General features: G+C 70.1%; 15 protein-coding genes. 6 read left to right on the top strand and 9 right to left on the bottom strand.

Features of this window, described 5'->3' with window-relative positions; translation table 11 throughout:
• Window positions 1-91 precede the first annotated feature (91 nt).
• Entirely contained in the window at window positions 92-694 is a 603-nt protein-coding gene (locus tag BG418_RS01950) for a phosphoribosylanthranilate isomerase (protein WP_188271863.1), read from the bottom strand.
• Between the two features lie 188 nt (window positions 695-882).
• On the opposite strand from BG418_RS01950, the gene BG418_RS01945 reads away from it, so the two are divergent.
• A complete protein-coding gene (locus BG418_RS01945; protein WP_188271862.1) occupies window positions 883-2,745 on the top strand; it encodes an alpha-L-fucosidase in 1,863 nt (620 codons plus the stop codon).
• 7 nt (window positions 2,746-2,752) lie between these two features.
• On the opposite strand, the gene BG418_RS01940 is transcribed toward BG418_RS01945, so the two are convergent.
• Window positions 2,753-3,406, bottom strand: a complete 654-nt coding sequence (locus BG418_RS01940) for a hemopexin repeat-containing protein (RefSeq protein ID WP_188271861.1) — start codon at window positions 3,404-3,406, stop codon at window positions 2,753-2,755.
• 692 nt (window positions 3,407-4,098) lie between these two features.
• On the opposite strand from BG418_RS01940, the gene BG418_RS01935 reads away from it, so the two are divergent.
• Together BG418_RS01935 and BG418_RS01930 are read left to right on the top strand one after the other, a co-directional pair.
• On the top strand, window positions 4,099-5,055 hold the full coding sequence (locus tag BG418_RS01935; RefSeq protein ID WP_188271860.1) for a hypothetical protein: 957 nt from the start codon (window positions 4,099-4,101) through the stop codon (window positions 5,053-5,055).
• A 178-nt stretch (window positions 5,056-5,233) separates the two neighbouring features.
• Window positions 5,234-6,685: an amino acid permease gene (locus BG418_RS01930; RefSeq protein ID WP_188272296.1), complete on the top strand. Its 1,452-nt coding sequence runs from the start codon at window positions 5,234-5,236 to the stop codon at window positions 6,683-6,685.
• Window positions 6,686-6,775: 90 nt separating this feature from the next.
• On the opposite strand, the gene BG418_RS01925 is transcribed toward BG418_RS01930, so the two are convergent.
• Complete coding sequence (locus BG418_RS01925; protein WP_188271859.1) at window positions 6,776-9,946, bottom strand: GH92 family glycosyl hydrolase; 3,171 nt, start codon at window positions 9,944-9,946, stop codon at window positions 6,776-6,778.
• Window positions 9,947-10,241: 295 nt separating this feature from the next.
• On the opposite strand from BG418_RS01925, the gene BG418_RS01920 reads away from it, so the two are divergent.
• Complete coding sequence (locus BG418_RS01920) at window positions 10,242-11,243, top strand: LacI family DNA-binding transcriptional regulator (protein WP_223184208.1); 1,002 nt, start codon at window positions 10,242-10,244, stop codon at window positions 11,241-11,243.
• A gap of 22 nt (window positions 11,244-11,265) precedes the next feature.
• On the opposite strand, the gene BG418_RS01915 is transcribed toward BG418_RS01920, so the two are convergent.
• Window positions 11,266-11,532 (bottom strand): hypothetical protein, encoded by a 267-nt coding sequence (locus BG418_RS01915; protein ID WP_188271858.1) that lies wholly within the window; start codon window positions 11,530-11,532, stop codon window positions 11,266-11,268.
• A 189-nt stretch (window positions 11,533-11,721) separates the two neighbouring features.
• Here BG418_RS01915 and BG418_RS01910 point away from each other — a divergent pair, with 189 nt between their 5' ends.
• Window positions 11,722-13,077: a M20/M25/M40 family metallo-hydrolase gene (locus BG418_RS01910; RefSeq protein WP_188271857.1), complete on the top strand. Its 1,356-nt coding sequence runs from the start codon at window positions 11,722-11,724 to the stop codon at window positions 13,075-13,077.
• Complete coding sequence (locus tag BG418_RS01905; protein WP_188271856.1) at window positions 13,074-14,627, top strand: YfcC family protein; 1,554 nt, start codon at window positions 13,074-13,076, stop codon at window positions 14,625-14,627. Before BG418_RS01910 ends, BG418_RS01905 begins: the two co-directional genes overlap by 4 nt.
• Before the next feature lie 16 nt (window positions 14,628-14,643).
• Here the strand turns inward: BG418_RS01905 and BG418_RS01900 are convergent, their stop codons facing one another.
• The 5 genes from BG418_RS01900 to BG418_RS01880 all read right to left on the bottom strand — a co-directional run bounded on the left by BG418_RS01900 (window position 14,644) and on the right by BG418_RS01880 (window position 21,500).
• Window positions 14,644-15,045: a hypothetical protein gene (locus BG418_RS01900; RefSeq protein WP_188271855.1), complete on the bottom strand. Its 402-nt coding sequence runs from the start codon at window positions 15,043-15,045 to the stop codon at window positions 14,644-14,646.
• 352 nt (window positions 15,046-15,397) lie between these two features.
• Window positions 15,398-16,315: a MurR/RpiR family transcriptional regulator gene (locus BG418_RS01895; protein WP_188271854.1), complete on the bottom strand. Its 918-nt coding sequence runs from the start codon at window positions 16,313-16,315 to the stop codon at window positions 15,398-15,400.
• 147 nt (window positions 16,316-16,462) lie between these two features.
• Window positions 16,463-17,869, bottom strand: coding sequence for a 3-carboxy-cis,cis-muconate cycloisomerase (pcaB, locus tag BG418_RS01890; protein ID WP_188271853.1), 1,407 nt, complete (start codon window positions 17,867-17,869; stop codon window positions 16,463-16,465).
• Complete coding sequence (locus BG418_RS01885; protein ID WP_188271852.1) at window positions 17,866-19,833, bottom strand: FAD/NAD(P)-binding domain-containing protein; 1,968 nt, start codon at window positions 19,831-19,833, stop codon at window positions 17,866-17,868. Before BG418_RS01885 ends, pcaB begins: the two co-directional genes overlap by 4 nt.
• 278 nt (window positions 19,834-20,111) lie before the next feature.
• Window positions 20,112-21,500, bottom strand: coding sequence for an MFS transporter (locus BG418_RS01880; protein WP_188271851.1), 1,389 nt, complete (start codon window positions 21,498-21,500; stop codon window positions 20,112-20,114).
• Window positions 21,501-21,524: the final 24 nt, after the last annotated feature.

Below are 21,524 nucleotides of genomic sequence, written 5' to 3'. Positions count from 1 at the left end.
GTTGAGCGAGCCACTGCGGCCGCGGGCGGGCGCACCAAGGACGCGACGCTTGGACGGGGGCCCGGAACAGCTGTCCCAAGACCTGCGGCCGTTACGACCGGGCCGCCGCCAGGAAGGACCGGATCAACTCCGGGGATTTGACGCCGCGTTCGCCCTCCACCCCGCTGGAGACGTCCACTCCCCACGCACCGGTGACCTCGGCCGCCCGGCGGACGTTGCCCGGGTGCAGCCCGCCCGCCAAGAGCCAGCGGCCGGCGGGGGCGGTGAACTGCGGCGAGGCCCAGTTCCACGGCTTGCCCGAGCCCGGGTCGGGGGCGTCGAGCAGCAGCATGTCCTCGCCCAGCTCACCGAGGCGCGGCGCGTGCTCGGTGGCGGCGGTGGCCCGGATGAGCGTCCGGCCCGTGGCCCGCAGCGCCTCGTAGTACTCCGGCCCCTCGTCCCCGTGCAGTTGTACGGCCCCGATGCCGCTCTCCTCGGTGAGCCGCCGCACCTCGTCGATCGACTGGCCCCGGAAGACACCGACCGTGAGGACATGCGCGGGCACCCGCAGCGCCAGCCGCCGGGCGGTGTCGGCGTCGACCGTGCGCGGACTGGCCGCGAAGACGAACCCGACCGCGTCGGCCCCCGCGTCCACGGCCGTGTCCACATCCCGCTCGGTCCGCAGACCGCAGATCTTGACGAAGAGATCACTCATACGGCAAGTCAATCAAACCCGGCAGCGGCCGGGTTGGCTACCTGGCACTCTTCATTCAGTCATCGGATCACTCACCGAGGTTCGGACCAAATCAGCACCACCGAACCCACGCTTCCCGCATTGACATCCGATGTATTCATCTCTACGTTCCCCGGCGAACCCCCAACACCAGACCAGGGAGCCGCCTCATGCACACCCTGCTCACGCGCACCGGTCGCACAGTCACCGGGCTCGCCGTATTACTCGCCGCCACCCTGGGAGCCGGGGTGGTCCCCAGCGCCGCAGCAAGCCACGCGGCCCCGCCGGATGCCGCTCCGACCGCGAAAACTCAAGCCTCGGGCCCGGGCACCGACTACGCCGCCGACGACCCCTTCACGGCCTCCCGCACCAACTGGTTCCGCCAGGACCGCTTCGGCATGTTCATCCACTTCGGCTCGTACGCGAACTGGGAGGGCGAGTACCGCCGCCCCGACGGCACGGTCTGCCGCAACGCGGAGTGGATCAAGCGGGAGTGCAACATCCCGATGGACGCGTACGAGAAACAGGCCGCGACCTTCAACCCCGCCGACTTCGACGCGAAGGCCGTCGTGCGGGCGGCCAAGGACGCCGGGATGCGCTACATCGTCATCACGGCGAAGCACCACGAGGGCTATGCGATGTGGCCCACGAAGGTCAACTCCTGGAATCTCCGCGACCATTCGGCCTTCGACAAGAACCGCGACATCCTCGCCGAGCTCAAGACGGCCGCCACCGCCGCGGGCATCAAACTCGGCTTCTACTACTCGATCTGGGACTGGCACGACCCGGACTTCGCGAACCCGGCGACCTTCCCCCAGTACGAAGAGCGCATGTACGCCCAGCTCAAGGAGCTCGTCGGCGGCTATGACCCCGACCTGCTGTGGTTCGACGGCGAGTGGAGCACCGACAACCCCACCAACCCCTGGACGGCGAACGACGGGGAGCGCCTTGAGGCGTATCTGCACGGTCTGAAGCCGGGTCTGGTCATCAACAACCGCGTCGGCAAGCGCCGCGTAGTCGACGGCGACTACGGCACGCCCGAGCAGGAGATCCCGGCGAGCCCGGTCGACGGGCAGCTGTGGGAGTCGTGCATGACCCTCAACGACCACTGGGGGTACGCCCGTTACGACCAGAACTGGAAGTCCAGTACGGCCTTGACCCGCAACCTCCTCGCCACCGCGTCCCGCAGCGGCAACTACCTGCTCAATGTCGGTCCGGACGCGCACGGCCGGCTGCCGCAGCCCGCCGTCGACCGCCTGAAGCAGATGGGCGACTGGCTGCGCACCGCCGGTCAGGGCGAGGCCGTGTACGGGGCGGGATACGGCGGGCTGGTCGAGGAACCGGCCTGGGGTTCGGTCAGCCGTAAGGGCGACAAGCTGTACGCGGCGGCGACCCAGTGGCCGTCGGCCGGCGCGGCCCTGCATCTGCGCGCGCGTACGGCCTTCGGCGTGAAGGCGGCCCGGGTGCTGGGCAGCACTCAGAAGGTGCAGGTCGTCAAGGCCGGGGACGGGTACGACCTGCGGCCGTCCGGCGCCGCCACCAACAGCACGGCCACGGTGATCGAGCTGACCGTGGACCCCGGCCCCACCGCCCCCGTCGGGAGCGGCAAGGGGCTCAAGGAGGAGATCTTCGACAACGCCGACCTCAGCGGCACCCCGAAGATCACCCGCGTCGACCCCACGGTCAACCACTCGTGGAAGTTCACCGGTTCACCGGACCAGAGCATCCCGGCGGACCGGTTCAGCATCCGGTGGAGCGGCACGATCGAACCGCGCCGCTCAGAGACGTACACCTTCACGACCGTCTCCGACGACATGACGCGGGTGTGGATCGACGGGAAGCTGGTGATCGACTCCTGGTCGCCGCACGAGCCACGCGTCGACAAGGGGCAGCTGACCCTCACGGCGGGCACCCGGCACACGATCAGGATCGACTACGCGGAGCAGACCGGCGAGGCACACATGAAACTGCTCTGGTCCAGCCCGGGCCAGGACCAACAGATCGTCCCCGCACGTCAGTTGTACACGAGCTGAGGCAGCCCTAGGAGGTTGCGCGGCAGGTCTGGGTGGCGAGGTCGAGGCTGATGTATGTGTCGCCGTGGAGCAGGTGGACGACGGTGTCGTCCGGGCGCGACAGTGCGGCGTCGACCCGCTCACCCGGACCTGTGGCCCGTACTCCGGTCCAGCGGTCGGCCGTCGCCGTGGGCGCCTCCACAGTGCCCGCCATCAGGTTGCACCGCAGCGACTGCTTCCCCGAGAAGAGGTAGAGGTGACCGTCGTCGGCGGGGTCCGGCATGGCCGCGTCGATACCGGTGAACCCTGCGGGCGCCGCCGCCCCGATCTGGTCCCAGACCGTCGCGATCTGGAATTCGAGCGCACCGTCCAGGTCCAGGAAACCCGCGTCCCCACTGGGTTTCACGAGCGCGAGGATGGGGGCGATGGCGCCCGGCGGCATGAACGCGGCACAGATGTCGCCCGCGTAGTCCGCGGTCACCAGCGGCCACTTCTCGGCGATGCTCCGCGCGGGCTCGACCACTTGGCGGGTGACGATGTCGGCCTTCATCACCTGGTCGCCCTTGAAGAACCAGAACTCGTCGGGAGAACGCCGGTCGGCCGCGACGGCGTCGACACCCCCGGCGAAGGCGGGGGCCGCGTCGCCCCACTCGACGAACTCCCCCCACTGAGAGGTCACCATCAGATCCCGGACCTCGCGAACACTCCGGTCCTCGCCCGCTTCGGCAAAGGATGCCAAGCCGCCGTCCGCCATCGCCCCTCCAGTGGAAAATACGCAGGTCCCCCGCAAACCCAAGTCTGAGGGAGAGCGGCAGGCTCCGGTTCCACTTCTGCTCGTCATCGGCCGAAAAGTGCACCCGGTTCCCCTGCCGATACGGCGGCAGAGCCACTTCCGCGGGTTGGCACCCGCTTCAGAGTTGGCTGACAAAGCCTACCCTCACCAGCGCGCACTCCCCACTGCGACGGAGCCGCCACGCTTCGCACCGGTCAACCAGGAGCGCCGACGCACACCTCACCCCACGGCGCCACAGCGCCGACTCGCCCGCTCCCCCACCGACCCCTCCGACATCTGTTTTCAGCCACCCCTGAGGGAAAACAGACGAGCGGCGACCGGCGCGAAGAATATGCCAAATACATACCCTGTGGCCGCCGTTGCCGCCGACCCGCCACGACCCGGGCGCGCGGCCATCTCTTTACCCGCACCATAAAGCACCTGGAAGCAGATATTCCGGGCGATGAGTTTCGATGCGAGTTAGGGATGAGTAAGGTGAACCTCGCTGTCGGTGATCCCGAGTTCGGGAGCCGACTCCGGCCTATTTCGGTGTGGCCGGAATTCATACCCGCGTGGTGGCGTCGGCGGATGGGGAGGGAATCGTGGCTGCTGGTTCGTTCGAGGGACAGTACGTATGGCACCCGGCGGCCGACGATCGCGCGCTGGCGCAGGCCTGCATCGACGTCAGGGCGGGGCGCTACCTCGGCGCGCACAACGTCCTCAAGGAGGCGCGCACCGACTTCGAGGTGCGGGCCCACCGGTCGCTGGTGCTCGCGTCCGAGGCGGCCGACTCCGACCTCGCCGAACGCTGGATGGCCGAGGAACCGGGCCCGGAGGCCGCGCTGTTGGCGGCGCGTGTGGCGATGGTGCGCGCGCTGCGCATGGCCGACGCCGATGACGGCCGGGCGGACACCCTGGTGCGTATCGCGCTGTCGGCGTGCACGCGCGCGGCGCGCCTGTTACCCAAGGACCCCACTCCTTGGGTCGCCCAGCTGGCGCTGGCGCGCCTCCAGCGCTCGTACGACCCCGCACCCAAGGGGCTGTTGACCGCGCCGCCGGGCCCCTGGCTGCTCTTCTCGCACATCCTGCGGCTCGACCCCTGGAACCGTGAGGCACACCACCGGTTCCTGGCCTGTTTCTTCACCCGCAACGGCGGTTCGGCGAGCGCCCGCTGGGACGTCGCCTCCTTTCTCAGCCACCGCGCCCCGGCCACCTCCGCGCTGCGGCTTCTTCCCCTGGTCGCACTGGTCGAGGAGTACGACCCGGCCGCGCTCCTCGCGGACAGCACCTGGGAACAGTCCCAGTGGACGACCACGGCGCTCGGCATTTACCACCACTGGTTTCCGCGCACCGCCGCATATCGCTTCACCCCCGTACTGGACCTGGCATATCTGGCACACGCGCTCTTCATGGCGAAGCGCGAATTCGAGGCACGGGAAGTCCTCACGGCCATGGGTCCCTATGCCTCGCGCATGCCCTGGAGCGTGTTCGGCGATCCCGAGGAACGGCTGACCAAGGCCAGGCGGTCGTGCGGACTCCCGGTACCCGGACCGGCCTGACCTCCGCGTTCTTAACACCCCCCGACCGAACGGCCACCCGCGCGAGACCCCCGCACCCCCGTCCCCACCCCCCACCGGAAAGGTTGCCGCTGTGTCCGAGCGCATATCCCGCACTCGCCCGCAAATCCGTGACCATGACGAGTCCGTCGCCCTGGACGACGACGCGACCCTGCATGCGATGGGCTATCCCCGGAAACTCACCCGCCGCTTCCACGCCTTCGACAATTTCGCCATCTCGTTCACCATCATCAACATCATCTCCGGAATCTTCTCCGCATTCGGATTCGGAATGGCCGCCGGCGGGCCGCGGATTCTCGTCTTCGGCTGGATAGGCGTCTCGGTGATGGTGCTGTTCGTCGGCGCCGCGATGGGCGAAATCGCCTCCGCCTACCCGACCAGCGGCGCCCTCTACTTCTCCGCGGGCAAGCTCGCCAAACGCCATCGCGGCGCCTGGTCCTGGTACACGGGGTGGCTGAACTTCGTCGGCCAGGTGGGCGGCACGGCCGCCACCAACTACGCGGCCGCGACCTTCATCCAGGCGTTCATCGCGATGCAGTGGACGTCGTACGAGCCCACGGCCCAGCAGACGGTCGGCATCTCGGCGGTGATCCTCCTGGTGCAGGCCCTCGCCAACACGTACACCGTGCAACTGGTCGCCGTCGTGAACCGGATCTCGGTGTGGTGGCTGCTCATCGGCATGGTGGTCATCGTGACCGCCCTGACCCTGAAGCCCAGCCACCACCAGTCGGCGTCCTTCGCCAACCACTTCGTCAACAACACCGGTTTCAACAACGGTCTGTACGCGGCGATGCTGGGCCTGCTGGTCACCAGCTGGACGTTCACCGGCTTCGACGGCAGCTTCCACATGTCCGAGGAGACGGTGAAGGCCACCGTCAACACCCCCAAGGGCATCATGCGCGCGATCGTCTACTCCGCGCTCGCCGGACTGGTCCTGATGCTCGCCCTCGTCTACGCGATCCGCGACTACGCGGGCGAGGCGAGCGCGTCGGCGCCGCCGGTGCAGATCCTCGTGGACGCGCTCGGCATGGGCACCGCCAAGCTGCTTCTGCTGATCGTGATCGGCGCCATGCTCTTCTGCGGCCTCGCCAACATGACCAGCAACACCCGGCAGATCTTCGCCTTCTCCCGGGACGGCGCGATGCCGGGATCGCGCTGGTGGCACTCGGTGTCCCTGCGCACCCGTACCCCGGTCAAGGCGGTGTGGCTGGCAGCGGCCTGCTCGCTGGTGCTGATCATTCCCGGCTGGTGGTCGCACACCGCGTTCACCGCGATCGTGAGCGTCAACGTGGTCGGGCTCTACCTCGCCTACGGTGTGCCCATCTTCCTGCGGCTGCGCCTGGACGACTTCGAGCCCGGCCCGTGGAACCTGGGGCGCTACGGCAAGCCGGTGGCGGCGATCGCGGTGATCTGGATCGTCCTGAGCAGTGTGCTGTTCATGCTCCCGCAGACGTCTCCGATCACCACCGACAACTTCAACTACGCGCCGATCGCGCTGGGTGCGGTGCTGGTCATCGCCACCCTCTGGTGGTTCGCCACCGCCCGCCGGCGCTTCCAGGGCCCGGTCAGCTACGGCAGCCCGGACGAGGTGGCCGCGATGGACCTCGTCTGATCCGAGACCAGACGCACGCGTGCCCCGGCGGGCCACACCCGCCGGGGCACGCTCGTGTATGCCATGATCATGGCATACGGGTCGCGGTGGTCAGGTGCCGTAGGCCTCCAACTCGTATATCCGGGCGGCCTGGTCGGTGGTCTGGGTGGGCGTGATCACCGAGAGCCGTACATAGCGGGCCGAGACAGCGACCGGGTTGGTGGTGGAGTCGGCGGTGTTGCCGCGCACCTGCGCCACCGTCGTCCAGGTGCTGCCGTCGGCGGAGACACCCAGGTCGAAGTCCTTGGTGTCAAAAGCCGCGCTCTCACCGCCCGCGCCCGCGTGGCGGACGGTGAGCGAGCTCAGTTGATGCGAAGCGCCCAGGTCCACCTGGAGGGTCTTGGTCCCGGCGGCCAACGAGCACCACTTGTCGCTGTTGCCGCCGCTCACACTGCCGTTGACCGCCTTGTCGGGGGTCTCCGAGGAGTTGCACGGAGTGGAGCCGGTGGCCGGTTGCCCCAGGGCTAAGTTGCTGCTGCCTCCGCCGTACACCTCCAGCTCGTAGATACGCGCCGCGCTGCTGGACGTGTTGGCCGGGCTGGAGATCACCAACCGTACGTAACGGGCCGTCCGGGCCGAGACCGGGTGGTACGTCCGGCTGGAGCGCGATCCGGTGACGGTGGCCGCCGTGGTCCAGGAGGAGCCGTCGGTGCTGGTCTGGATCTGGAAGGCACCCGTGTTCCAACCGGTGTTCTCACCGCCGAGCCCGGCGTGTTTGACGACGAACGACGACACCGTACGGGCGGAGCCGAGGTCGACCTGGAGCGTGGGGGTGGCCGCGGCCGAGCACCACTTGCTGTTGTTCATCAACGACCCGTCCACCGCCTTGTCAGCGCTCTCGGCCGTCGCGCAGGTGGCGGTTCCGGTCGCCGTCCTGCCCTGGGCGAGGTTGGGACCGAGTTCGGGCGCGGCGGGCACCGGTGTACCGCCGTCCTGGAACGAGGGCGGCACGTCGTTCGCCCCGGTGCCCCAGGCCGCGCCGGGTGCGGCGCCCATGGTGTACGTGAGGGTCGCGCCCCCGGCGACATCCGGGTAGCGCAGGTAGTTGTGCGTGGTCGCTGTGCCGTTGACGTCGAGCGCCTGCACATACGGGCCGGACCCGGAGGTGTTGATGCTGATGTTCCCGGCCGCGCGCTGGATCAGGACGGACGGGAACTGCGGCCCGTGCAGGGCGAGCGTGTCCGCGCCGGGCGTCGCGGGATACATCCCCAGCGCCGCCCATACGTACCAGGCCGAGGTGGCGCCGAGGTCGTCGTTGCCCGGCAGCCCGCCCGCGCCGGTGGTGAAGGAGTCGGCCATCACCTTGCGTACCGCGTCCGAGGCACCGGCGGGATGGCGCGCGTAGTTGTAGGCCCATGGCACACCGTGCTCGGGCTCATTCCCTATGTAGTAATAGGGCCTGCTCTGACCGGCGTTGACCTCGGTGAAGTGGTGGTCCAGGCGCTGGACGGCGGTCTGGCGGCCGCCCATCGAGTTGATCAGATCGGCGAAGTCGTACGGAACCATCCAGGTGTACTGGGAGGCGTTGCCCTCGGTGAAGGTCGACTGGCTCGCCGGGTCGAGCGGCCAGGTCCAGGAGCCGTCGCTCTTGTGCTGCTGGACGTACGACGACTCGGGGCTGAAGGTGTTGCGCCACCACTGCGCCCGGCCCATATGGGTGCTGTAGCCGGAGGTGTTTCCGAGCGCCTTGGCGAACTGGGCCACCGCGAAGTCGGAGGCGGAGTATTCGAGGGAGTCGGACGGGTCTTCGAGGTAGTGGAGGCTGGTGTACATCGACTGGCGGCCACGGATCGCGCTGCCCTGTGCGGTGCCGCCGTTGGATGACTTCTCCATCAGGGACAGCGCGGCCGAGGTGTCGAAGTCGCGGGCGCCGAACGCGTACAGGCTGCCGACGATGATCGGTCCCGGGTCGCCCGTCATGACGAGATCCTCGTTGGTCTGCTGCGACCACTTCGGCAGCAGACCGCCCTGCTGCCCGTCCAGGACCATCGACTTGGCGATGTCGCTCGCCTCGGTGGGCGCGATCAACGCGACCAGCGCGGCCCAGGAGCGGTAGATGTCCCAGCCGGAGTAGTTCTGGTAGACGGGGTGGGACGAGTTATGGACAGCGTTGTCGAAGCCCCGGTAATCGCCGTTCACATCGCTGGAGACGTTGGGGCTTTGGAGGACGTGGTAGAGCGCGGTGTAGAACTTCTGCCGGTCGGTGTCGCTGCCGCCGGAGACCTGGAGTTTGTTGAGCATCTGGTTCCAGGAGTAGTCGGCGGCGGTGCGGACCGCGCCGAAGTCCCAGCCGTTGTTCTCCGCCGTCACGTTGGCCTGCGCTCCCGCGACACTGACGTATGACAGACCCACCTTGAACTGGACCGAGGCGTTGCTCGTCGTGTCGAAGGTGACGTACGCGCCGGTGTTGGTACCCGACGCGTTCGCCGAGCCGTCGTTGACAGTGCCGCCCGACCAGGTGCCGAAGCCGGTGGGCGTGCGGTCGAAGCGCACGTCGAAGTAGATCTGATACGTCTTGGGCGAACCGCAGAAGCCACCCGCGGTCACGCTGCCGGTCAGCTCGTTGCCGCTGATGTGGACCGTGCCGGCGCGGTTGCCCGTCGCGCTGCGGCCCGTGTTGATCAGCAGCCGCGACGAGGTCGAGGCCGGGTAGGTCAGCTTGCCCATGCCGGTACGGGTGGTGGCGGACAGCTCGACGTCGGTGGAGTACCGGTCCAGGCGGGTCTTGTAGTAGCCGGGCTTGGCCACCTCGTTGGCCTTGGTGTACCCGGACGCGTAGCTCGTCCAGTTCGTGCCGGGCGAGCTGCCGAGCGCGCCGGTGACCGGCAGCAGGGGCAGGTCCTCGTTGTTGGCGCAGCCCGCGCCGTCGAAGTGGGTGAGGCTGAAGTCCTCGACGGAGGTGTCCTTGTAGCGGTAGCCGGAGGGCGAGGCTGTCGGGGTGTCGGGGCTGAACTGCACGCCGCCGAACGGGACCACGGCGCCGGGGTAGGTGCTGCCTCCGGCGCCTCCGGGCACGGGGTTGGGCGCGTTGCTGTCGTCGGTGCCGATGTACGGGTCGACGTACTGGGTGAGGGGAAGCGTCCCCGCCGCATGACCGGGCGTCGCGGCGAGGCCGACGAGCGCGGAGGCGGACAGCGCGAGGGCGCTCAGCGCGCCCAGATATCGGGACCGGCGGGCCGGTCTTGAGAGCACCGGTCTTGCGGGGTGCACGGAACGGAGCATGAGAGGGACCACCTTCTCGCGGAGGACCTCTCGCCGTCCGGCGGGGGACCTCGGGGACGGGTGATGCTCGGAGTGCGTGTGAACGTTACCAATCAACTCGGGATTGTTGAGGTGTCCCTGACCGCCCGTCAAGAGCACGTACCGGATTCGGGATCGCCGACCTCTCGCACGCTCCGCCCTCATCTGCAAAAATGACCAAAACATCTGTGCTCAACTATTTTTGACGCTTCATCAGATTCCATCGGTGCCGCACAGCACTCCGCCGGGAACGTTAGCAAGCTGTACACCGGATCCGATGACGAGGAGGCCCGTGAAGCGCCCGACGATGAAGGACGTGGCCCGTGCGGCGGGGGTCAGCACCATGACCGTCTCGCGTGCGGTGTCGGGCGAGCCCGGCGTCTCCCCCGACACGGCGGCCCGAGTGGAGCAGGCCGTACGGCAGTTGGGCTACCAGCGCAACGACAACGCCCGCAATCTACGGCGCAAGAACCTCGGGACGTCCACCATCGGGCTCGTGGTTGACGACCTCGCCAACCCGTTCTACGCGCTGATGGCCCGCTCGGTGGAGGACGAGGCGCATCGGCGCGGCTACCTGGTCCTCGTCGGCAGCACCAACGACGAACCGCGCCGCGAACGCGAGGTGATCGGCGCGTTCACGGCCCGTCAGGTGGACGGCCTCATCCTCGTCCCCACCATCGGCGGCCACGGCTTCCTCAAGCAGCCGATGGAGGGCGGGACGCAGGTCGTCTGTGTGGACCGGCCCACCAAGGGCCTGGCCGTGGACACCGTCACCGTCGACAACCGCGCCGGCGCCGAGCGGGCCGTACGGCATCTGCTCGGCCAGGGCCACACCCGTATCGCCTATCTCGGCGACCGGTTCGGCATCTGGACCCAGCGCGAGCGCCACGCGGGCTATCTCGACGCGCTCGCCGCCCACGGCGTGCCCGAGGACCCCGCGCTCGTCCGGCACGAGCTGCGCTCGCGGGCGGACGCGGCCGTCGCCCTCGCCGAGCTGCGGGCGCTGTCCCGGCCGCCCACCGCCCTGTTCACCACCAACGACGTGATCACCATGGGGGTGATGAACGGCCTTGGACAGCGCGACCCCGTCGCCGTCGTCGGCTTCGACGACTTCCCGCTCGCCGATCGCCTCAGCACGCCGCTGAGCGTGGTCAGCCAGGACCCGGTCGCGCTCGGCACCACGGCCGCCAATCTGCTGTTCGCCCGGATCGACGGGGACCGCTCGGCCCCGCGCTCGGTGGTCCTGCTGACGCGGCTCATCGTGCGCGGGGGCACATGATCCGGGACTTCCCACCGGGAGGTCAGGGTGTGTCGCCGGACCAGTCCCAGTGCTCCGGGTCGCCCGGGCGCGGCCCGTACCAGGCATGGCCGCCCGGCCCGTGCGAGCCGATCTCGGTGGCGAGGGCCGCGCCGTCCCGCAACCACTCCTCGCTCCACCCGGTGACGTCGAGCAGCAGCCCGTCCAGCGGCCCGGCCACCAGCTCCCGGTAGACACGGCCCGGCCGGGGCCCGGGGTCGGGGTCGTCGTGGTCCGCGCCGTACACCCGGCGCCGTATCAGCTCGTCCATACCCGCCAGCGTGCCAGCCGCCACTGACATCGCCGGTGCGCCATGGGGTCCGCGACCGGACGGGTGACCCGGGTGCACCACCCGAAGTGCGCCGCCGCGTCCGATCGAGAATCGTGGTGCCGACGACATTCGACCATGTCGACATGTGTATGAGACGCGTCGGCAGAACGGCAGTCAGGGCGGCGTGCGATGGAGCTGGAAACCCGGGTCGACTCTCTGATGGACGGACTCCGCGCGGATCTGGAGCGGCTGGCCGCGATACCCTCGATCGCCTTTCCGGGCTTTCCGCCCGAACCCGTCGAGCAGGCCCACGACCTGGTCGTGGAGCTGCTGCGGGGCGCCGGTGTGCCCACGGTCGAACGGCTCGATCTGCCCGGCACCGCACCGGTCGTCTACGGCGAGATCCCGCCGCCCGACCCGGCCGCGCCCACCGTCCTGCTCTACGGCCACTACGACGTCCAGCCGCCCGGCGACGCGGCGCTGTGGCTCTCGCCGCCGTTCGAGCCGACGCCTGTCGAGGGCGGGCTGCGGGCCCGGGGCATCGCGGACGACAAGTCCAATGTCATCGCCCACCTCGGCATGCTGCGGGCGTACGGCGGACGGCCGCCTGTCGGCATCAAGATCGTCATCGAGGGGCAGGAGGAGTACGGCAGCCCCTTCGACGAATACCCGCCGACCGATCCCGAGCGGTTCGCCTGCGACGCGATGGTCATCGCCGACCTAGGCAACCTCCGCCCCGGCACCCCGACCCTGACCACGGGGCTGCGCGGCGCCGCCGAAGTGACCGTCGAGGTCCGTACGCTCGAAGAGCCGCGCCACAGCGGTGAGTTCGGCGGCGCGGCGCCCGACGCGCTGCTCGCCCTGGTGAAGGTCCTGGCCACCCTGCACGACGTACACGGCGATGTGGCCGTGGAGGGGCTGCTCCGGGAGTCCTGGACGGGGACGACGTACCGGGAGGACGAGTTCCGTTCGCTCGCGGGCGTCCTCGACGGGGTGCCGCTCATCGGCTCGGGATCGCTGGGCGAGCGGCTGTGGAGCGGGCCCGCGATCACTGTCATCGGTCTGGACGCCCCGAGCGTCGAGCACGCGGCCTCGGCCGTGGTCCCGTACGCCAGAGCCAAGCTGAACCTGCGCTTCCATCCGCTCCAGAACCCGAAGGAGGCGCAGCTCCGGCTGGTCGAGCATCTACGGGCGCTGCGGCCCTTCGGCATCACGCTGACGGTGACGCCCGGCGACACCGGGCCCGGCTTCGAGGCGGAAACCGGCGGACCCGCCTATCGCGCCGCGCTCACCGCGCTCAAGGAGGCTTGGGGCGAGGAGGCTTCGTATGTGGCGACCGGCGGTTCGATTCCGCTGGTCAACGGGCTGGCCAAGGCCGCGCCCGAGGCCGAGGTGCTGTTGTTCGGCGCCCAGGACAGCATGTGCAACCTGCACGCGCCCAATGAACGGGTCCTCTTCTCCGAGCTGCGCAACACGGTGATCGCCCTGGCCGCCTTCGTCCGCGAGTACGCGGCCGACTTCCGCGCCGAGGGCGGCCGAGCGTGAGCGACGCGGGCGACGCGCGGCCGGTCGCCGAGCCCGAGGAGCCGGAGCAGGAGCCGCAGCACAAGGCCGGGTTCGCCTTTCCCAGCGCCCTCACGGTCCTCGCGATCGTCACGATCGCGGTGTGGGCGCTCGCCTTCCTCATCCCGTCCGGGCAGTACGACCGCAACGACAAGGGGGCGCCCGTCCAGGGCACCTACCACCGCGTCGCGTCCGCCCAGAGCTTCGTCGACCGCCTCAATGACCTCTTCCTTGCGCCGGTCAACGGTCTTTACGGCGTGAAGGACTCCACCAGCGGTCAGGTCGGCCCCGATCTGAGCGGCGCGCTCTACGGCAGCGCCGGGGTGTTCCTCTTCGTCCTCGCCATCGGCGCGTTCATCACGGTCGTCTTCGCCACCGGCGCCCTGGACCGGGGCATCTCACGGCTCGCCCATCGGCTGCGCGAGCGCGGTGCGCTGCTCATCGCGGGGGTGATGCTCGCCTTCTCGGTCCTCGGCACCGTCGAGGGCTTCGCCGAGGAGACGCTCGGGTTCTACGGGCTGCTGGTGCCGATGATGCTCGCGCTCGGCTACGACCGGATGGTGGCGGTCGGGACGGCGATCCTGGGGGCGGGGGTCGGGGTGCTGTGTTCCACCGTCAACCCGTTCGCGACGGGCGTCGCCTCCTCGGCGGCCGACATCTCGCTGGGCGACGGCATCGTGCTGCGGTTCGTGATGTGGCTGGTGCTGACCGCCGTCACCATCGCGTACGTGGTGCGCTACGCGCGGCGCGTACAGAAGGATCCCGAGCGTTCCGTCAGCGGGTTCCTGCCCGGTGACCGGGAGCAGACCGCGACGGCCGAGGACGCGGAAGAGGCGCCCGAACTCACCGGCACGCACAAGGCCGTCCTCGCTCTGCTCGGCCTGGTCTTCGCCTTCATGATCTTCTCGGTGGTGCCGTGGTCGAGCGCACTCACCGGCAAGGCCGACGCGAAGCCGTACTCCTTCGAACTCGGCTGGTCCTTCCCGCAGTTGGCTGCGCTGTTCCTGTGCGCGGCCGTGCTCGTGGGCGTGGTGGCGCGCCTCGGCGAGCAGAAGCTCAGCTCCACGATCATTCAGGGCGCGGGAGACTTCATCTCCCCCGCGCTCGTCATCATGCTGGCCCGGGGCGTCACGGTGATCATGAACAACTCGAAGATCACGGACACCGTGCTGCACTCCATCGAGGGTGTCGTGAAAGGCACTTCGTCCGGTGTCTTCGCGGTCATCGTGTTCCTGGTGAACCTGCCGCTCGCCTTCCTCATCCCGTCCACCTCCGGCCACGCCACCCTCGCGATGCCGATCCTCGCCCCGCTCGCCGACTTCGCGAACGTCTCGCGCGCGGTGGTCGTCACGGCGTGGCAGGCGGCCAGCGGGTGGATGAACCTGTGGGTGCCGACGACGGCCGTGACCATCGGCGGTGTCGCCCTCGCCAAGGTCGGCTACGACAAGTACCTGCGCTTCGTCTGGCCGCTGCTGGCCGTGCTGTTCGTGCTGATCTGCGGCTTCGTGGCACTGGGGGCGGCGCTGACCTGAGCCGGGCGCTCGCGGGTCAGAACCTGCGGTGGGTGGCGCTGTCGCCGACGAGCGCGTCGGTGACGAGGCGGACGCCCCGGGCCAGCCGGCCAAGCTGCTCCAGCTCCGTCGCGTACATCCGGATCGTGTTCTCGATGACGGCCTCGGCGACACCCATCGGCGGGAGCTCGGCGCGGCTGGTCTGCAGCGCCACCCGCACCGCGCGCATCTCGTGCGTGAGCTGGAGCTGGGCGTGCCGGGCGAGCAGTACGTGGTGGCGGGTCAGCGGGGAGTATCCGGCGTAGCGGGCCGGGAGGAGGTCCCGCAGCCAGCGGGTGGCCGTGCGTTCCCAGTCACGGGTCCCGGGTGCCTTGACCTGACAGGGCCAGTCCGGACTGAGTTCCGGGCTGAGGGTGGTGATACGGGCCGTGTAGGACATTCTCGTCGCTTCCGAATGATGTCGAACGTTGATCGAGAGGGGTGGGCGGCCTCGGCCTAGGGGTAAACCGAGGCCGCCATGGCGGGCCCTGCCGGATCCGCAAGCCCGGAGCGGACTCCGCGACTGACGTGAGGAGGGGGTCGTCAGGCGGGGTGTGCGTTCCAGGAGTGCGTGGGGTCGCTCTCCTTGGCGTATGAGGGATCCGTGAGCACCACGGCCTCAGTAAACATATATACCGTCGAGTAAACAAGGGTATGAAAAAATTCATGCGCCTTGGAAGTGTGAAGATCCGAAGGAAACGGCTGGGGAAAATGGGACCTATGCGGGCCTGGAGGGATGAATCCGCAGGCGGCTAGAGAAAGAATCCGTGCTGGTCGGCGGCCTGCTCATAGCCCTCCAGGCGGGCCTGGGTGCGCTCGGGGTCCGCGTCCGCCATCGCTTGCAGCAGGCCCGCCGCGAGGACGCCCGGCGCCGCGTACGAGTCGAAGATCAGCCGCGAGCCCGTGCCCGCCGTCAGCGCCACGTCCGCCTCGTCCACGAGCGGACCCAACGTGGTGTCCGTGATCAGCGCGATGCGCAGCCCCGCGCTGCGGGCCGTCCGCATCGCGGCCAGCGTCTCCTTGGCGTGCCGGGGCATCGCGAACGCCAGCACCCAGGTGCCGCCCGCCGACCGGGACTGGAGCAGGGCGTCGTAGGCGACGCTGCCGCCGCGGGTCACCAGCCGCACATCGGGGTGGATGCGCCGGGCCGCGTACGCGAAGTACTCCGCGAGTGAGACCGAGATGCGCAGGCCGAGGACGGTCAGCGGCACCGAGCGGGCCAGCGCACGGCCGATCTCCAGCATCTGGTCGGTGTCGGCGAGCAGCCGGCGCACGTTCTCCAGGTTCTCGATCTCGGCGTCCACCGCCGCCTGGAGCTCGTTGTGCCGCATCTCCTCACGGCTCTCCGGGGATCCGGCGACCGCGCTCAGGGCGATCGGCTGGAGCGCGTCGCGCAGGGCGGGGAAGCCGCTGAAGCCGAGGGACGCGGCGAAGCGGGTGACGGACGGCTGGCTCACCCCGACCCGCTCGGCGAGCTCGGTGATCGACAGGAACGCGGCCTCGGTGAGGTGGTCGATCAGATACTGGGCGATACGGCGCTGGCCCGGGGAGAGCTGATGGCCGCCGAACAGTGCGCGGACCCGGTCGGCCGGGGCGCGCTCGTTGGACGCGGGCTGCCCGCTGGGCGTGATCGCGGCCGCCTGCGCTCGTGCCTTCTGCCCCGATGACACCGGCGGGCCTCCTTCTCGTGCCTCGCGCCTTCACAACGTGGTCAAAACATAGCTCACCCTTCGGACAACCCGGATCTGATTCCACCACTGACCTGCTGGATCCCCCGGCGGGTGCGGCGCCGGGGGATCTCATACGTACGAGAGGGCTCAGTGCGGTCGCGCCACGGCCAGGTCCACCAAGACGCCCGCCGCGCCCGTGTAGTTGGCCGGGTCGCACAGCTCGGCCAGTTCGGCGGCGGTGAAGTGGCCGCGCAGTTCCTCGGACCCGGCCAGGATCTCGCCGAGCGAACGCCCGGACTGCTGCGCGGTGTGCGAGGCCCGCGTCAGCGCCTGCTTGGCCTCGGCCTTGCCGAGCCTCGGGGCCAGTACGGCGGCGATCCGCTCGGAGACGATCTGGCCGCCGGTCAGGGCCAGGTTCGCGGCCATGCGCTCCGGCCGCACTTCGAGCCCTTCGGCGAGCTCGACCAAGGTGTATGTGGCACCGCCCGTCAGCCGCAGGCACTCGCGCAGCAGTTGCCACTCGGCGTGCCAGGCACCGGCCGAGCGCTCGTCCTCGGCGAGCAGGCACTGGGTGACACCGGCGGCGAGGACCGGGACCTGAAGTGCGGCGCTGCGCAGCAGGGTGGCCAGGACCGGGTTGCGCTTGTGGGGCATGGCCGAGGAACTGCCGCGCCCGGTGACGGCGGGCTCCGCCACCTCCCCCACCTCGGTGCGCGTCAGCGACTGGACGTCCACCGCGATCTTCCCGAGGGCGCCTGCCGTGAAGGCGAGGGCGGCCGCGAGATCGGCGAGCGGGGTGCGCAGGGTGTGCCAGGGAAGCTCGGCGGAGGCCAGACCGGTCTCCTCGGCGAAGGTGTCGGTGAGCCGTGCCACGTAGTCGGCCGCGTCCAGCGGACCCTCGCCGTCGAGCCGCGCGTACTCCAGATATCCGGCGAGCGTCCCGGCCGCCCCGCCGAGGGAGACGGGCAGTCCACCGTCCAGGACGCGCGCGAGGCGCTGGTCGGCGTCGAGCAGCAGTCGGCGCCAGCCGGCCGCCTTCAGGCCGAACGTGGTGGGCACCGCCTGGAGGGCGATGGTGCGGCCGGCCATCGTGGTGTCGCGGTGCGCCGCCGCGAGGGCGGCCAGCGCCTCGGCGGATCTGCCGAGGTCGGCGCGCATCAGCCGCAGGGCGCGCTGGGCGACGAGCATCGCGCCGGTGTCGAAGATGTCCTGGCTGGTGGAGCCGCGGTGCACATAGTTGGCGGCGTCCGGGTCCACGGCCGCGACGCGGCGGCTGAACGCCTGCACCAGACCCACCACCGGGTTGGCCGTCTCCCTTGCCGCCAGAGCGAGTTCACGCAGATCCAGCTGCTCGGCGCGGGCCTCGGCGCTGATCACCTCTGCCACTTTCTGAGGCAGGGTGCCGAGCCGCGCCTGGGTCCTGGCGAGGGCGGCCTCCGCATCGAGCATCGCCTGCAGCCAGGCCGCGTCGCTGACGACCTCCTCCACGGGAGTGCCCGCCCGGACCGGCGAGAGCAACCCCGAGTCGATCAGACCATTCTGACCACTCGTCATACGAGAGCTCCTTGCAGCGCGTCCGCATCGGCGACGGTCGTCTCGCGGCAGGGCGCGAGGGCGAGCACCGCGCGGGCGATCGCGTCCGAGTCCGCCAGGGTCACCGAGTCGACCCCGGGCCGGATTCCGGCGGCGGTCACCCAGTGCACCGCCTCCGTGGGCACGCCGTACGCGAACCGCCGGGGGTGCGCGCGGCCGCCTGCGTCGCGGATACGGTACGGGCGCTCGGCGACGGCCAGACCGCCGGTCTCGTAGTCGTCCTTGTCCCGGTTGGGGACACGGTGGTTGACGGCCTGCCCGGTGGCGACCAGGTGCTGGAGCAGCGGGTCGGCGGCCCGCCGCAGGTCCGGCTCCGGAAGCCGTGCCTCGATCAGTACGCGGGCGCGCACCGAAGGTCCCGGCACGGCGCGCGAATACGCGACGAAGGACGGCGTGGTGGTGTCGATACGTATCTCGGTCCCGGGGCCGGTCAGTTCGAGCACACCGGCCTCGATCAGCGCGATCATCTCCTCGATACGGGAGGTGGGCGGGCCGATGGAGAGGAAGGCGTTCAACGGGGTGTACCAGGTGTCGAGTTCATCGCGGTGCGAGTCGCCTTCGAGGCCGTTGTGGTCGACGGCGAGCCGTATCTCGTTGCGCAGATCGCGCAGCACGTCGAGGGCGGCCTTGAGCGGTCCGGTGAGGTTGCCGTGCTTCGCCTCGCGCACGTCGTCGCGGAGATAGTCGAGCAGCCAGGCGCGGAAGGCGTCCCGGTCGGGGAAGTCGTGTCCGTCGTACGGGCGGGAGAGCCGTTCCCAGCTCCACCGTGCCGAGCGGGGTATGTCCACGGCGTCCAGCAACGCGTTCCGCTCTTCCTTGAAGGCGCACGCCAGGAAGCGGTCCACGAAGCTCTCGCGCTCCTCGGCTCTGCCGTGGGCGGCGAGCCAGGCGCCGTAGTAGACGCTCTCCACCTCGCGGGTGATCAGCGGCCACAACTCGGTCCCGAACACGATCCGTTCACCGGATTCGGCGCGTCGGCGCAGTCCGGCGACGTGCTCGACGGTGAGCAGCCGGGGGTAGTACCGCTCGGAGGCGCCCTTCTCGTTCTCGCCCCGTGCGTGGTACGGAATGCCCCGGCGGGAGGTCGCGTACAACTGCGGTTCCTGGCCCGAGGGTTGGTAGACGAGGCGGCCGTCGATGCGCTCGTAGGAGCCGCCGCGTCCCTGGGTCAGGAGCGTCATGTGGTCGAAGAAGTTGAGGCCGAGTCCGCGCAGCAGGACGGGCTCGCCCGCCTGGACCGTGCTCAGGTCGAGGTCCGCCGGGTTCGCGGGCTGGAGATACGCCAGGCCGTGGACGCGGGCGAGGCTGGCGGTCGTCTGCTCGCGGGCGGTCGGCCGCACCTGCACATGCCCCTGGGCCAGCACCACCGCGTCGAGTCCGCTGAGCCAGGTGCCGTCCGCCAGGCACACCGCCTGCTCGCCGTCGGCCTGGCCGTGGCTGTCGGCCAGGGCGACGGCGCGCGAGCGGTGCACCTCGACGGTGACATGGGCGGGGGCACGCCGTACGACCTGCTGGAACATCGCGGACAAATAGCTGCCGTAGAAGGCACGGCTCGGGTAGGTGTTGGGCCCGAGGTCGCGCGCCTCGGCGAGCGTCTGCTCGTCCTGCCCGGCGCGGGCGCCCGCCGCGACCAGGCCCCGGGCCCACTGCTCCAGGCTCGGGCCGGGCTCCACGGGGCCGTCGATCTGGGAACTGGCGTCCGTGTGGACCGTGATCTGGGACGCCACCGTGTTCATCAGCAGCAGCCGGGACTGGTCGGTGCGCCACACGGCGCCCGCGCCCGGCTCGCACGGCTCGACGACGTGGACGGTCACGGCGGAGTGCGACGGCTCGGCCCGCTCGTTGGCGCACAGTCGCTCAAGAACCGAGAGCCCGCGGGGCCCGGCTCCGACGATGCACAGCGTCCTCGTATCGCCACTCCTCATGCCAACACACTCCTGTCTCCCGCCCCGGGGACTCCGCGACGGTTCGCTGGGCGTTCGCCCGCCGCGCACCGGTTCGCCGGGGCCGACGGGGGCTTGAAGATAACGCCGGACAGCGCGCTGACCTCAAGGGCAACCGGTCAACTGCGGTATTCTCACAGCCGTGTTGGGCCGACTGTGAGGTTGTGGACAGGGGGAATGCGGGACGGTTCGGTGAGCTACCTCACGGCGCGGTTGCCCACCGTGTGAGGTGGTTCGCCCGGGTCCAGCGGCGCGGTTGCTCACCTCCGACTGCGGCTGTTCACCCGGAGGACCAGCGCCGCCGCCAGCGCGCACACTCCGGCGGGGACGAGCATGGCGAAGGCGGCGGTGTGGCCCCGGCCGCCCGTGTCCACGCCGACGAACGCGCCGAGCACGGCGATGCCGAGCGTCGCCCCGACCTGCCGGGCCGCGTTCAGCAGTCCGCCCGCCGCGCCCGCGCTGCCTTCGGGCGCGGTGGCGACGACGGCGGTGATCAGCGCGGGCAGCGCGAACGAGACACCGAATCCGGCGCACACCAGCCCCACCGCGAGGACCGGATACGACATCCCGTCCAGGGCCGAGGCGCCGAAGAGCAGATTGCCGACGACCAGCAGGGCGAGACCGCCCAGCGCCGGTCGCCACGGCCCGACCTTCGCGACGAGCCGCCCGGTCAGCAGCGGGTTGAAGCCGGGCGGCAGCGTCATCGGCAGGAACGCCGCGCCGAGCAGTGTTGGCGACAGATGCAGCGTCTGCCGCAGCAGCAGGGGCAGGACGAAGAACGCACCCAGCATCGCGAAGTTCACCGCCGCACCCGCCAGCAGCACCGTCCGCATCCCGCGTGCCCGCACCACCGTCGGCTGGAGCACGGGAGCGGTGCTGCGCCGCTCGCGCAGCACGAACGCGGCCCCGGCCACCAGCGCCCCGGCCGCCGACCCGCCCGTATGGGCCCAGGCGCCGGAGCCGAGCGCGATCAGCGCGTCGGTGAACAGCGCCAGCGCAGCGCACGCGGCCAGCTGGGCCCACCAGTCGATGCGTCGCTCACCGCGCGGGCAGTGCACCGACTTTCCGGCCACGAGTGCCCACACCACCGCCGCGAGCGGCACATTGACCCAGAACACGGCCCGCCAGCCCGACAGATCGACCAGCACGCCGCCGACGAGCGGCCCGAACGCCATGGCGCAGCCGCTCACCGCCGACCACACCGCGATCGCCTTGGCCCGCTCGGCGGGGACCGGGTAGAGCCGGGTGATCAGCGCCATGCTCGCGGGCACACAGGCCGCGGCGGCGACGCCGAGTACGGCACGCAGCAGGATCAGCGTCCCCAGGTTCGGGGCCAGCGCGCTCAGCAGCGAGCCCGCCCCGAAGGCGGCGATGCCGAACCGGAAGACGCGATGCGCCCCGAACCGGTCGGCGGCCGCCCCGGCCGAGAGCAGTACGGCCCCGAAGGCCACGCTGTAACCGGTGACCACCCATTGCAGACCGGCTGTCGAACTGCCCAGGGAACGGGCGAGATCCGGTTCGGCCACGGAGAGGACGGTGGTGTCGAGCAGGACCATGAAATAGCCCAGCGCGATGCCGAGGAGGGCGCGTGGACGTCTTGAGCTGGCTTGTGTAGTAGGCGAGTTGAGGGACACGGCGGTAGCGGACATCTGGCATCTCCGAAGGGCGTGCGG

This window comes from Streptomyces sp. CBMA152 (assembly GCF_014596475.1).
GTDB lineage: Bacteria > Actinomycetota > Actinomycetes > Streptomycetales > Streptomycetaceae > Streptomyces.
Note: the sequence above shows the minus strand (reverse complement) of the source record. Positions and strands in the feature narration are given on the sequence as shown.